Annotated in this window: 12 protein-coding genes; 3 read left to right on the top strand and 9 right to left on the bottom strand. The window is 64.8% G+C overall.

Translation table 11 applies throughout. The features are described from left to right. Positions 1-357 precede the first annotated feature (357 nt). Positions 358-1,911 carry a winged helix-turn-helix domain-containing protein gene (locus AC1KVG_RS06615; protein WP_481093859.1) on the bottom strand — a complete coding sequence of 518 codons (1,554 nt, stop codon included), beginning with the start codon at positions 1,909-1,911 and terminating at the stop codon, positions 358-360. Positions 1,912-1,920: 9 nt separating this feature from the next. Further along, positions 1,921-3,594 carry an olefin beta-lactone synthetase gene (gene oleC, locus AC1KVG_RS06620; RefSeq protein WP_481093860.1) on the bottom strand — a complete coding sequence of 558 codons (1,674 nt, stop codon included), beginning with the start codon at positions 3,592-3,594 and terminating at the stop codon, positions 1,921-1,923. A 298-nt stretch (positions 3,595-3,892) separates the two neighbouring features. Between oleC and AC1KVG_RS06625 the strand changes: the two genes are divergently transcribed. Beyond that, positions 3,893-4,276 carry a YkgJ family cysteine cluster protein gene (locus AC1KVG_RS06625; RefSeq protein ID WP_115037089.1) on the top strand — a complete coding sequence of 128 codons (384 nt, stop codon included), beginning with the start codon at positions 3,893-3,895 and terminating at the stop codon, positions 4,274-4,276. A 146-nt stretch (positions 4,277-4,422) separates the two neighbouring features. On the opposite strand, the gene AC1KVG_RS06630 is transcribed toward AC1KVG_RS06625, so the two are convergent. The 4 genes from AC1KVG_RS06630 to AC1KVG_RS06645 form a co-directional block, all read right to left on the bottom strand. Beyond that, positions 4,423-5,325: an alpha/beta fold hydrolase gene (locus AC1KVG_RS06630; RefSeq protein ID WP_481093861.1), complete on the bottom strand. Its 903-nt coding sequence runs from the start codon at positions 5,323-5,325 to the stop codon at positions 4,423-4,425. 139 nt (positions 5,326-5,464) lie between these two features. After that, a complete protein-coding gene (gene fic / locus AC1KVG_RS06635; protein ID WP_481093862.1) occupies positions 5,465-6,604 on the bottom strand; it encodes a protein adenylyltransferase Fic in 1,140 nt (379 codons plus the stop codon). 87 nt (positions 6,605-6,691) lie between these two features. Then, positions 6,692-7,708, bottom strand: coding sequence for a 3-oxoacyl-ACP synthase III (locus AC1KVG_RS06640; RefSeq protein WP_023902138.1), 1,017 nt, complete (start codon positions 7,706-7,708; stop codon positions 6,692-6,694). Positions 7,709-7,809: 101 nt separating this feature from the next. Then, complete coding sequence (locus AC1KVG_RS06645) at positions 7,810-8,130, bottom strand: DUF4156 domain-containing protein (protein ID WP_229011602.1); 321 nt, start codon at positions 8,128-8,130, stop codon at positions 7,810-7,812. 397 nt (positions 8,131-8,527) lie between these two features. On the opposite strand from AC1KVG_RS06645, the gene AC1KVG_RS06650 reads away from it, so the two are divergent. Then, entirely contained in the window at positions 8,528-8,989 is a 462-nt protein-coding gene (locus tag AC1KVG_RS06650; protein ID WP_481093863.1) for an XAC0231 family protein, read from the top strand. 26 nt (positions 8,990-9,015) lie between these two features. Next, entirely contained in the window at positions 9,016-9,492 is a 477-nt protein-coding gene (locus tag AC1KVG_RS06655) for a tRNA (cytidine(34)-2'-O)-methyltransferase (RefSeq protein WP_104549545.1), read from the top strand. Between the two features lie 153 nt (positions 9,493-9,645). Here AC1KVG_RS06655 and AC1KVG_RS06660 read toward each other — a convergent pair whose 3' ends face one another. From AC1KVG_RS06660 to AC1KVG_RS06670, 3 genes are all read right to left on the bottom strand, one after another. Continuing rightward, the gene (locus AC1KVG_RS06660) at positions 9,646-10,869 is read right to left on the bottom strand and encodes an MFS transporter (RefSeq protein ID WP_481093864.1); all 1,224 of its coding nucleotides are present in this window, start codon (positions 10,867-10,869) and stop codon (positions 9,646-9,648) included. A gap of 104 nt (positions 10,870-10,973) precedes the next feature. After that, entirely contained in the window at positions 10,974-11,588 is a 615-nt protein-coding gene (locus tag AC1KVG_RS06665) for a hypothetical protein (RefSeq protein WP_481093865.1), read from the bottom strand. Between the two features lie 132 nt (positions 11,589-11,720). Continuing rightward, positions 11,721-12,527 (bottom strand): hypothetical protein, encoded by an 807-nt coding sequence (locus AC1KVG_RS06670; RefSeq protein ID WP_481093866.1) that lies wholly within the window; start codon positions 12,525-12,527, stop codon positions 11,721-11,723. Positions 12,528-12,794: the final 267 nt, after the last annotated feature.

Below are 12,794 nucleotides of genomic sequence, written 5' to 3' on the forward strand. Positions count from 1 at the left end.
AAAAACCGCAGACCAAGCGCTCTACACCCGAGGCATCCGCACCGTTCGATACCTCTCAAGGCGAACGAGATCCTGAGCTTCAGCGGCGCTTGAATGTTCCAAGCCAAGCGGGTCGAGGGCGCGATGCCCTCACCGCTTGCAGGACACGCCGTGAATCCATCCGTGGAGGCTCGGTGGCGGCATCCATGCCGCCACACGGTCCCGCAAGCGGTGAGGACATCGCACCTGCCAACGTGGTCATGTGCTGATGGAAACCACAAACCCAGCCGCGCCTGCAAGCGAGCGTAGTTATTCGATGCAGCACGCATACGCTGCGATTTGAGCACGCTGCCGAGCTAACTCACTGGCTAGGGTGTCTCAGCCACGCTCGGAAGTCGCATCTGCCGGCAACAGATCGCGGCGGTGCAGGTGTGCACGCTGGGCAGCGAGATCGGCATCGATACGTGTCAGCAACGCAGCAAACTCCGGCAAGGTGCGTAGCGGTTGCAGCAGCGGCGACTGACGCAGATAGCCGGCGTTACGGTAGCCGGCGGCTTCGGCGCGCTGCAGGGCGCGCATCGCCGCGTCCGGCGCCTGCGCGCAGAGCAACAGCATGGCCGCATCGACTGCATCGAACGGGTCACCGCCATGCTCCACGCTGACCAACAAATCCTGCGCGCGCGCATGCAGCGTCGCGGCTGCCGGTAGCGGCTGCGCCTGCAGCGTCCACGCCACGGTCTGCGCGAAGCTGCCCTGCGGTCGGAGCTGCACTGCACGCAGCGCCGCTGCGCGCGCAAGCGCCTTGTCGCCACGCAGCCACGCAAGCTCGGCCTGCAGCAACGATAGCCCGGCATATTCGGTACCGCGGCTCTGCGCCTCGCTCAACGCCGTCTGCGCTTCGGCCGCGCGGCCATGTTCGAACAGGAACGTAGGCCAGGCCAGATTGGAGAACGGGTCGTCCGGGTACAGCTGAAAATTCTTTCGGTAGCGCGCCTCGGCTGCACTCGCATAACCGAGCAGACTCAGATTGCTGGCGATCTGGATCGGCAAAAAGCGCACGCGCGTCGGGTCGTGCACCGCCAGGTTGGCCGACAGCGCCTGCACCAATTTTCCCTGGCGCTCGTACAGATACGCAGCCGAGCCGCGCACCGCGTCGGCACCGGGATCCAGCTGCAACGCCTGTTCGTAGGCAGCCAAGGCATCGCCATTGCGACCCTGGCAATCCAGCGCATAACCACGCGCGGCGTACGCTGCCGCAAGACCCGGTTGCACGGCCACAACAGCATCGGCCAGTCGCAAGGCCTGCAGCGCAAACGCTGCATCCCCGTCGTACTGGCACACTCGCGCGCTGTAGGCGCGGCTGAGGCCGAGTTGCGCCTGTCGATCGTCCGGTGCTTCCTGCAGGCGTTGGCGATACAAGCCGATAGCGCGTTCGTTGTCGTCGCGCTGGCCGATGCCGGCGTAGTAATCGGCACGCTGCAACAATGCGGTTTGCGCTGGTGGCGCATCACGCGTTTGCAGCCACCAGGTCGCGCCAACGCCAACGCAGAGCAGCAGCGCACCTGCCGCAACGATCCAGGCACCACGGCGCGGCACCGCACCCGCAGGCGGTGCTTCGTCCAACTGCACCGGCACGCACAGCTGATAACCCTGCCCGCGCACCGAGCGCAGGTAACGCGGTTGCCGCGAGTCGTCGCCCAAGGCTTGCCGCAACAGGCGCACACGCTGGGTGACGGTTTCTTCGTTGACCAGCGCTGGTGCCCACACGTTCTGGATCAACTTGTCGAAATCGACTACCCGCTGCCCCTGCTGCAGCAAATAGTGCAGCAGGCGGAAACTCAGCCCGCCAACCTCGAGCGCGACACCGCCGCGCTCCACGCGCTGACGCGCCACATCGATGCGCAGGTCATCCAGACGATAACGCGCGCGCATCGTTGGGGCTCAGTGCGACTGCTGCGCCGCCCAGACCGCCAGCTTTTCGCGACCGATCTTGGCGTTGTGGCGGATATCCACCGGAAACCCGGAATGGCGCAGAAACCGCGCGATTCCTGCAGTGTGCGGGTGCGCAGCGCCCAACGCACGCAATGCGGTTTCCACCTCCGCAAACGCCGATGCCGAGACACCCGGCTGCAACTCCACGCACAGCACCGGTTGCTGCTGTCCGGCTGCGCCCACACCGACCAACGCGGTGCGCCGCACCTGCGGATGCACGTTAAAGACCGGCTCCACCTGCTCGGTGTAGAGCGGCCCCGTTGCAGTTTCCACGCGATGGGTCTTGCGGCCGCAGAACCACAAGCGCCCTTCGGCATCGAAATACCCCACATCGCCCATGCGATGCACGATGCGCTCGCTGCCATCACTGCTGCGCTCACGGATCTTGGCGATGCGCGTGGCCGCGTCGCGATTGAAGTAGGTATCGGTGGTGGTGGGACCGGCAACGGTGATCTCGCCGACCTCGCCCACCGCCAGCACGCGCGCGCCCCTCCACTCGGGAATGGCCGCATCGTCGATGGCGATGATGCGCACTTCATTGGGCGCTACCACCTGGCCCACGCAGGTGCCGGCACCTGCCTCGGTGGCTGCGCGGGTGGCATCCAGGGTGCGGCCTTCGATCGCTGCCACCGGCAGACATTCGGTGGCGCCGTACGGCGTCCAGAATTGCGCATCTGTTGGCAGCAGCGCGCGGATCTTGGCCACCACATCCGGCGGCACCGGCGCACCGGCCGAGGTGGCCAGGCGCACGTTGGGCAGTGGCTGGCCATAGTCCGCCAGCACACGCATCAATGCCGGCGAGCCGAACAACTGCGTCACACCGAAGCGGTTGATCGCATCGTGCAATTTGCGCGGATCGGCGGTGGCCGGGCGGGTCGGATCCATATCCGGAATCACCGAGGTCAGCCCCAATGCCGGATCGAACAAGGCAAACGGCGGAAACGTCGGCAGATCCACACCACCGGGCTGCATGTCGAAGGCATTACGCAGCAACTCGATCTGCCCGACAAAATGCCGATGCCGATACACCACACCCTTCGGCACGCCGGTGGAGCCGCTGGTGAAAAGAATAGCCGCCACATCGTCCGGCGCAGTGTCGGCCAATTGACTGCCGGCGTTGGCGCCATCGCGCTCCACACGCGCCAGCGTCACCCCGCCCCAGCCGTAGCGGCCACCGACGGTGACGATCTGCTTGGCAGAGCGCGCCCAACGCAACAGACGACGCGCCAGCTGCGCCAGCGGAATCCCGATAAATGCCTGCGGCTGCGCTTCGTCCAGGCATTGCCTGAGCGCGCGCTTGTCGATACCCGGATCTACCAGCACCGGCACCGCACCTGCCTTGAACAACGCAAACATCAACAAAAAGAATTCCGGCGACGGCCGCACCATCACCACCGCGCGCGCGCCACGTCCGATGCCATGCAATGCCAGCCCGGCGGCGATCGCATCGCTGCGCGCGTCCAGCTCGGCATAGCTCAAGGTCACATCGTAGGCAGCAAATCCGTTGGCGGCGCGACGGCCCGGGCAGCGGATGGCGATCTGCTCGGGGCGCTCGCGCGCGAGTTCCGGCAGGGTGGCGGCGATATTGCAGAGAAGAGTTGTCATTGGCGCATTATCACCCATGCGCAGACGGTGCCGCCCCGCTTGCGTCATTTCAAAAGTCACACGCCCGATGGAGCGCGCCGGCATCGCCTATCCCGAGTTGCTCTGCTGACGCGCAATGCGGCCGTCACGATGTGGCGCAGGGTTCTCACTACACGCCCTGCCCAATGGGCGACTCGCTCCATCGCGTACATGCGCTTGCCCAACTTACGCGGATGAACCGCTAACAGGCGCGCGTCCGTGCTACTTGTATCGTGGCGTGGTTCGGTCAGAATGCCGCGCTCTCCACGTTGTTTCGCCGCGCAAGGCCCGGCATGCCATGGCACATCCCTGCCTCACCTGCGGCGCTTGCTGCGCCTACTTCCGCGTCAGTTTCCACTGGAGCGAAGCCGACCCCGCATTGGGCGGCAGGGTGCCGATCGAGCTGACAGAGTCATTGCGCACGCACGAGCGCGTCATGCGCGGCACCTCGCAATCGCAGCCGCGCTGCATCGCACTCGATGCGGACATCGGTCGCTACAGCCGCTGCAGCATCCACGACCGGCGCCCCTCCTCCTGCGCCGCCGTGCCGGCCTCGCTGGAGTTTGGTGAGCGCAGTGCGCAATGCGACAAGTCGCGATTGGCGCACGGCCTGCACGCGCTCACCGAGGCCGATTGGCTCGGCGTGGACGACGCACAGCGCAATCCGCTGCCGCCGCAGTAACGGCTGATAGCTGCGATTAAGTGCGGCATCCACTCGCAGCGACCCACAGAACGACTGCCTGGCCGATGCGATCCACTTGCCCATCCGCTTTTTGCGCGCAGCTTGCACCCACCTGCTGTGCGCCTGCATGAGTAAACCAGCGACGCTTACAGCGGATTGCGCTCCAAAAACGCACGGATCGCCGGCACCAGCACTTCGTGCTTGTCTTCCAGCACGTAGTGATTGGCATCGTCGAACGCGGTGACTTCGGCATTCGGCAATGCCTGACGGAAGCCCGTCAGGAAATGCTTGTCGAAGCAGATATCGCGCAACCCCCACGCGATGAAAGCCGGGCGGTCGGCAAACGAGGGCAATGCCTGCGCCGAGCGTTCCAGCAGCGACCACGCCTGGTCGGCGGGCGACAGCGGAATGTCCTGCATGAAGCGAATCGTGGAGATGCGGTTGCGCCAGTTGTTGTACGGCGCTACATACGCGCGACGCACGGCGGCCGGCATGCGCCGCGATACGCCAAACCACGAAGCGCCGGAGGAAAACGCATTGAACGTGCGGATAAACCACTCGCCCGGCCGCCAATGCCGGCCCATCGCAATCTGCCACGGCATCGGTTTCTCCGGCGGCAACGGGAATGCAGCGGTGTTGGTGATCACCAGCCGCTTGACCTGCGCGTGATGCGACAACGCCCAGCCAAAGCCGATCATGCCGCCCCAATCGTGCACCGCCAGCGTGATCGGCCCGCTGATACCCAAATGCCGCAGCAGCGTGTCCAGATCGTCCACGCGCGACTGCAGCGTGTACGCGTAACGCGGCTGCGCGTCGGGCGCATCGTCCGGCTTGTCGGACAGCCCCATGCCGATATGGTCGGGCACGATGCAGCGGTAACGATCCGACAGGCCACTCACCAGATTCCGCCACAGATAACTCCACGACGGATTGCCGTGCAGCATCACGACGACTTCGCCATCGCGCGGACCTTCGTCCAGATACGACATCGCAATGCCGGGACGCACCTCAAGGCGCTTGGGAGTGAAGGGATAGCCGGGGTAGGTCATGGCAAAGGTATCCAATTCGTTTCAAGAGAAGCTGCGTGATGCAGATGTTGACGTGGCACGTACAGACGAGGAGCACCACGGTGATCGCCGCATTGCGACATCTCCAACGCGTAGCAGATGTAGGAGTACACAGCCAGCGTCATTCCGCTTCCCGCAAATGCATCCGATAAGTCGGCAGTTGATGCCCATCACTGGATAGCAGGTGCAGAAACGCCGGATGCAGGAACAATTTTTCTTTACCCAGGCGCTGCTCTTGCAGCATGCCGATATCCACCAGTTCCTTGAGATGGCGTGCAGCGGTCTGCCGGGTGACGCCCATCACGTCCACCACATTCTGGATGCGGCAGTACGGCTGATTGAAGATCACTTCAACGAGTTCGCGGCTGTAGGCCTTGGGAGCGTGTTCTCGCACGTGGTCACGCGCCTGCGTTTCCAATTCGCGGATTGCCTGGATCTTTGCCGTCGTCCATGCAGCGGTCTCGGCAACAGCTGCGAGCATGTACTGAATCCATTCGGCCCAGCGACCATGCCGTGTGACATCCAGCAGCAAGCGGTAGTAGTCGCTGCGATGGCGGATGATGTAGCGCGACAGGTACAGCACGGGAACATCGAGCAACCCTTGCTCGATCAGCATCAGCAGATTCAAGACACGTCCGGTGCGCCCATTGCCATCGGTGAACGGGTGGATCGCTTCGAACTGGTAGTGCGCCACCACCATCCGGATCAGCGGATCAATGTCGGTGTGCTCGTGAATAAAGCGCTCCCAGTTCGCCAGCTTGTCGCGCAGCAATGCCTCGCCAACGGGCGGGGTATAGATGATCTGATGGATCTGCTCATTGGCCAGCGCAGTCCCGGGCACGCGCCGGATCTGCATCTGCACGGCCTTGATGCGGCTGCACACCACCACGGCAGTGTCGGTACATAGCGGTCGTCGCCGCAGCGACTGGAACCCTTCGTAGAGCGCGCTGCGGTAACGCAGGGCTTCTTTGGTTGCCGGGTTCTGGGCGCGTTCCTGGTCGTCTGCATAACGGAACAAATCGTCCGTTGTGGTGACGATATTTTCGATCTCCGAACTGGCCTGTGCTTCCAGGATCGGGATCGTGTTGATGAGCACTGCCGGATTGGGCAACAGCGCGGTGGCCTGCTTCAGCTCGGCCAGCGCGGTGCGTGCAACGATGCAGGCCTTGAGCAGGCTGCGCGTTTCGATGTCTCCCGCCGGAGGAAGCGGCGGGAGCGCGTTGTAGGGCTGCTCGGGGTTGAACACCAGCGTGTCGTCCATGCCTACACCGGTCATGTTGCAAGAACGAACATGATGCAATGACGTGTACTAAAAATCCATTTTTTTTAACACGTCGCTAGGTGCAACTCACCAAACCACTTCCGCCATCGAGCAATTCAGCCCCGACCCAATGCCCATCAGCGCGATCCGGTCGCCCTTCTTCAGGCGGCCCAGTTCCTTGAGCTTGCTGAGCACGATCGGCACCGACGCCGGGCCGATATTGCCGTGCTCGCCGAAGATGGTCATGACCTTGGCCGGGTCGATGCCGAACGACTTCACGAACGAAGCGGTATGCGGGCGGCTGACCTGGTGGATGACGAACTGGTCCAGCTCGTCCACCGCCCAGCCCATCGCCTGCTTGGCGGCCAGGAAGGTCTTCTGCGCCAGCTTGATGCCTTCGATCAGCAGCAGCCGGGTGTCGGTGACCATGCGGTCCAGGTTGCCCCGGCACAGCTTGTTCCACTCGGTGGCCGAGCGGGTCACGCCGCCCTTGTAGCGCGGCGCGTCGGGCACCAGCTCGGTGCGCGCCATCACCATGGCCGCAGCGCCGCAGCCTAACGTCAGCGCGGCGAGTTCGTTGCGGAACTCTTCCTCGGTGACGTCCGGCGAGGTCATGCGCTCGAGGGTCTTTTCGTAGACCAGGTTGGCGGTCTCGCCATCCACGACCAGCGCGTAGTCGATCTCGCCGCGCTCCAGCATGCGGGCGGCGATGTCCATGCCGTTGATGAAGGCAAGGCAGGCGTTGGCCACGTCGAAGGTCACGCAGTGGTCGCCGACCCCCAGGTTGCCGGACACGATGGAGGCCGTGGACGGCTCCAGGTAGTCGCGGCTCACCGAGGTGTTGACCAGCAGGCCGATCTTTTCGATGCCGATGCCGGCGTCGATCAGGGCCTTGCGTGCGGCCAGCGTGGCGGCGTCCGATGCCTGGACATCCTGGTCCCACAGGCGCCGTGCATGGATACCGGCAACGTCGCCCAACACGTCGGTCTTGATCCCGAGACGGTCGTAGGTCGGTTGCAGGCGCTCGTTGATTTCCTTGGAAGTCAGCGTGTGCGGCGCATCAATATGAGCCAGTCCCGCGATGGAGACATTCTGGAAGAGCATCGAAATAGCGCCATGGCGTCAGGCGAGGGGGCGTCAGTCTAGCTGCTGGCCGCTTTTACCGCATCTTTACAATTGAACCGGCCTCGCTCTAGCCCAACGGTTCAGCGCGGCGGGCAGCGGAACGCGTTGAAACGCTGGCTGCCATCGGCCGGCTGGCCCTGCGCTTGGACCGTGTTGGCATTGGCGCCGGGGGCCTCGTTGCGTGCCAGCGTCTCCAGCTCTTCCTGCACCCGCAACGGGTTGCGGTTATAGAAGCCGACCTTGCTCTTGACCGACACCACGACCTCGCCCTGCTGCTGACAGCCAGCTGGCACAGGGCCTGCGGGCAGGACCTGCACGCTCTTGCCGCTTTGTTCGATCGGCACCCAGGTGCAGGCCGCGGTGGTAGCGGCAACCAGAACAGACAGCATGAGCACGCGCATAAGTCTTAGACACCTGTGGGTAAAGCCGGATTGTGCCGCAGTTGTCTGCCGGCAATCAGCGCGTGCCGTGTGCCGGCCACCGACTCATTCAGCGCGCCGAATATCACCTCCATCGCCCTGACGACCTCTCCGCCGCGCTGTCCGCAGACGCCGCGCGCGTCCGGGTGTCCGGCCGCGGACACTGCCGCGAACAAAAAATCCCTTTTAAATCAATGTACTGATGCTGGCACGCCATTTGCTCTAGTTCATCGGCAAGCAGCCAGCCACATCACACATTCACCTGAATCTGACTTCCAGCTGAATAAATAAAAAAACACCCAGAAAGTTCTTGCGCATACCGAAATGGTGTTCTACCTTACTACCACACCACTGATCACCCACACCAAGAGACCTCGCCATGAAGACCCAGACCCTGCGCATCGCCCTCTCCGCCGCCCTGCTCGCCGGCACCGCCCTGGCCGGCTTTGCCCAGGCCGCCACCCTGACCACGCTGGACACCGTGCAGGTTCGCCCGGCCGCCGACCAGATCGCCCAGCAGACACTGGAGCGCAGCAGCGACATCCGCACCCTGAGCGCCGTACAGGTGCGTCCGTCGGCCGAGCAACTGGCCGCACTCGCTGCCGAACAGGCTGGCCCGCGCATCGTCACCCTGGCGACCGTCCAGGTCCGCCCCTCAGCCGAACAGCGCGCCGACCTGGTGGTTCGCAGCACCGCCGCCAGCGCACACACCGCTTCGGGCCAGGCCGCTGCCGCCATCGGCGCGCTGATGGGCCAGGTCATCGTCAACCTGCCTGTGCCGCAATTGCAGCCCTCGCCGGTCGAGCTGGAAGCGCTGGTCAACGCCACCCTCGGCCTTTAAGCACGCGCGCAGCTACACTTGCGCGCATGTCAGCACCCGTCCTCGATGTCATCCTGTTTCAACCAGAAATTCCGCCTAACACGGGCAATGTGATTCGCTTGTGCGCCAATACCGGCGCGCGCCTGCACCTGATCGAGCCGCTCGGCTTCGACCTCAGCGACAAGCAGCTCAAACGCGCCGGCCTGGACTATCACGAGTACGCAACCCTGCAGGTGCATGCCGACCTGCCCACCGCACTGGCCGCAATTGCGCCCAAGCGCGTGTTTGCACTGAGTACGCGTAGCAGCGTGCGTTACGACACACCGCAGTTCGCAGATGGCGATGCCTTTTTGTTTGGTCCGGAAACCCGCGGCCTGCCGGCCGATGTACTGGAATCCATCCCGCCACAGCACCGGCTGCGTGTGCCGATGCGACCGGACAACCGTAGCCTCAATCTGTCCAACACGGTTGCGGTCATGGTGTTCGAAGCCTGGCGGCAGTGGGACTTCAGCGGCGGTCAGTAAGTCGCAATGATCGATACGACTGCACAACTGACGGGCGGCTGATCGCTGCCGGAAAGCGGCGTATCGCGCGACGGTGATGGTTCTGCGCGCAATCCGCACCACTCGATTGTTGCTTGCGATGTTGTGCCTGGGCGCCGCGCTCATGCCACCGCTTCACTGCACCGCTTGCACATCGATCGCTGACCGCAACATGCCGCGGCAGCCTGCCCACAGCGCCACCGCCAACAACGCGATCGCGCCCAGCGCCAAAAACGCGACGCGATAGCCGAAGGCGTGCGCCAGCCAGCCACCGAATGCCGGGCTCAGTGCCGCGCCCACACCTTGCACCGTCATCACCGCACCCTGACCGACATTGACGCGCCCGGTGCCCTGCAGCAAACGCGCCACCAGCGCCGGCACCACCACGGCCTGCAGGCCGGCACCGAGTCCATCGAGCATCTGCACCGGAAACACGCCCCAGCCCTGGATCAGCGATGCGGCGACCAGCGCGCGCAATGGCAACGCCATGAACGCCACCAGCAACACCCACCAATGTCCGTGCACGCGGATCCAGCGCATCGCCAACAACGCCACCACCACCATCGTGGCCTGCGCAACTACGATGGTGGTGGCCGTCAGCGCACTCGGGTCGCCCGCATGCGCGGCTACGATCGCCATGCCGTAGAGCGGCAACATCGCTGCATTGCCCAGATGGAACAGCCCCAGGGTGACGGCCAGCAACGCCAGCGGTCGGCAGGTCAGCAAGACGCGCCAACCACTGAGAGTGTCCGTGCCGTCGGTGTTGCCCAGACCGCGCGCGGCGCGATGGTCGATGGCCGCCGACGGAATCAGCCACACCGCCACGATCGCCAGCATGCCGAAAGCTGCGGTGAGCACAAAGATCGCCGCAAACCCGTACCGCCATCCCAGCCAGCCGGCCAATAGTGCGGCCAGCATGTTGCCGGCATGGTTGGCGACCTGATTGCGCGCCAGTTGATGATCGAACCCACGCGCATGCACCAGCCCCAAGGTGATGCCGGTGAGCGCCGGGCCGATACCGGCTGCCGCCAACGCCGAGACGATCTGTGCGGCGACCACACCGGAGGACGTCGGCCGCAGCCAGATCAGTGCAGTGGCCAGCAGAATCGCCAGACAGCCGACCACCACCACGGCGCGCTTGCGCCGGGTGGTATCGACCAGTGCGCCAGCCGGCGTGGTGGCAAGCATGCCGGCGATGCCGCCCACACTCATTACCGTACCGATCGCCGCCACCGACCAGCCCTTGGATTGCAAAAACACGCTGAGAAACGGCCCCAGCCCGTCCTGCACATCGGCCACGCTGAAATGCAGCGCCTCCAGTGCGCGGCTGCCACGTGGGCGCGGTGTGCTCATGCGCATCGGCGTTCTCCGTTACACGATGGAAAGCGACTGCGCACGCTGGCGTGCATGGCCGACCCGATTGCGATCGCATCGCACCAACGCGGCAGCCGCATCGCGGGCGCCTAGTGCTTGGGCTTGGGCTTATGTGCACCCGGGCCATGCGGATGCTCGATCTGCTTCAGCGATGCGGCCTTGGCGCCCAACGCATGCGCGTGGATCAGCACGCCGTGCGGCGTCGCCTGGGTATCGCCTTCTGCCACCAGCGCCTTGCCAACGATCAGCTGCTTGGAAAAGTCGGCGCCAGCATGCGGTGGAAACCGCACCGTGACCCCGTCATCCAGCAACACGCCGTGCACCTGCCCGTGCGGGCCGTGCAGCAACCGCGCAATGGTGCCGCTGTGCTGGGTACGTTGCGGCTTGGGTGGCTTGCCGGCAGGCGGTTTGGGCTTGGGTTTGACGTGCGGCCCATGCGGGCCTTCATCGAGAATGCGCTTGCCGCCTTCCGGATCGATCGCCAGTGCCACCAGCATGTCTACATCGCGCGGCTTGAGGCCACGCACGGTCAACGCGCTGCCGGGCTTGAGCGCCTTGAGCAAGGCGGCAGACAGATGCGGCGGCGTGTGCACCTCGGTGCCGTCGGTCAGCAGCAGGCCATCGATATCGGCCTTGGGATTGAGCAGAAAGCGCGCCAGCGTGCCGCGGGTTTCGGGAAGGAAATCAGGATCGACCCAATGCATGAAAGAACTCCAACGAAAATAGGACCGGCCAACGCCGGCAAGCCGCGCCCGTCGCCACGCATGACACGTGGCAGGACAGGCGCATAGAGAGAAACGGTGTGAGCGCCGCCGCGTGTGCGACGGCGCTTTGGATCAACGCGGCGCCGGAGCCGGCGGTGGCGGTGGCGGTGCGGCCGGCGGAACAGGCGGCGCCGGTGGTGCCGGCGGCACCGGACCATCCGGGCGCGGAGGACTGAACAAGGCGCGCTGTGAGGCACGATCGCGACCCAACTGCGTCGCTTCGATGGCGCGGCCGGTGGCCGTGGCAACACCGAATCCGCTTACGCTCAGCGGCGCACCGGTGCGCAACAAATCGCCGAACTGCAGCGCCAGATGCGGCGGCATCCGCACCAGCGTGCCATCGCTCAGCAACGCACCATTGGTCTCGCCACCGGGGCCGTAGACCAACCGCTCGATGCGTCCCTCGGCCTGCAACGGAGTCAATGCGGCGGGTGCCGGAGGCGCGGGCGGCATGGCAGCGGTCGTCGGCGGTCGGTCGACCACCTCGCGCCCACCACGCGTGGAACGGATGCTGCTGGCACGTAGCACCGGCAGGCTGCCCAGGCGATACCCCTGCACGGTGACCGCATCGCCACGGCGCACGGCTGCCTGCAGTTCGCCGGACAGATGCGGCGCAAACGCCACCTGGGTGCCATCGCGCAGCCACAGGCCGTCGACCTCGCCGTTGGGATTGAGCATGAAGCGCTCGACGGTGCCGGTCACACTCACCGGGGTAGCGGCGACCGGTGCAGGTGGTGCGGGCGGCATCGGCGCCGCCGGTGGTGGCGTGCCAACCGGCGGACGCGGGGCAACCGGTGCGGCCGGCGCTGCAGGAACCTGCGCGGCGGCAGTCGCCACGCTGCAGGCCAGTGCGAAAGCGAGTGCGGTCTGACGAATCATGTGATGTCTCCAGGGCGGCAGGAGCGCCGCTTGCCCTGAAGACAAAGCAGCAATCGTGCCAACGTCGAATGCGTTGTTTTTCAGGGGTTTTGTACATGCAGTTGGACGAATGAGCGTCTGCGTTTCATACACCACTGTCCGCTTTGCAGACACTTTGCAGCCCCCGTTATGCATGACCGTGCGAAAGCAAGCACTCTCTCGACGCAAGGTCTGCTGTGGACATCAGTGGTCAAGCACTGCGTGTGGCGGCGGCATGCAATCACCCAC

Source organism: Xanthomonas sp. NCPPB 3959 (genome assembly GCF_056675575.1).

Excerpts from the sequence above, each read along its gene's own strand:
- AC1KVG_RS06625 (WP_115037089.1), top strand. The coding sequence starts at position 3,893 with ATGGCACATCCCTGCCTCACCTGCGGCGCTTGCTGCGCCTACTTCCGC.
- AC1KVG_RS06640 (WP_023902138.1), bottom strand. The coding sequence starts at position 7,708 with ATGCTCTTCCAGAATGTCTCCATCGCGGGACTGGCTCATATTGATGCG.
- AC1KVG_RS06650 (WP_481093863.1), top strand. The coding sequence starts at position 8,528 with ATGAAGACCCAGACCCTGCGCATCGCCCTCTCCGCCGCCCTGCTCGCC.
- AC1KVG_RS06655 (WP_104549545.1), top strand. The coding sequence starts at position 9,016 with ATGTCAGCACCCGTCCTCGATGTCATCCTGTTTCAACCAGAAATTCCG.
- AC1KVG_RS06670 (WP_481093866.1), bottom strand. The coding sequence starts at position 12,527 with ATGATTCGTCAGACCGCACTCGCTTTCGCACTGGCCTGCAGCGTGGCG.
- AC1KVG_RS06645 (WP_229011602.1), bottom strand. The coding sequence starts at position 8,130 with ATGCGCGTGCTCATGCTGTCTGTTCTGGTTGCCGCTACCACCGCGGCC.
- AC1KVG_RS06660 (WP_481093864.1), bottom strand. The coding sequence starts at position 10,869 with ATGCGCATGAGCACACCGCGCCCACGTGGCAGCCGCGCACTGGAGGCG.
- AC1KVG_RS06630 (WP_481093861.1), bottom strand. The coding sequence starts at position 5,325 with ATGACCTACCCCGGCTATCCCTTCACTCCCAAGCGCCTTGAGGTGCGT.
- AC1KVG_RS06665 (WP_481093865.1), bottom strand. The coding sequence starts at position 11,588 with ATGCATTGGGTCGATCCTGATTTCCTTCCCGAAACCCGCGGCACGCTG.
- AC1KVG_RS06615 (WP_481093859.1), bottom strand. The coding sequence starts at position 1,911 with ATGCGCGCGCGTTATCGTCTGGATGACCTGCGCATCGATGTGGCGCGT.
- fic (WP_481093862.1), bottom strand. The coding sequence starts at position 6,604 with ATGGACGACACGCTGGTGTTCAACCCCGAGCAGCCCTACAACGCGCTC.
- oleC (WP_481093860.1), bottom strand. The coding sequence starts at position 3,594 with ATGGGTGATAATGCGCCAATGACAACTCTTCTCTGCAATATCGCCGCC.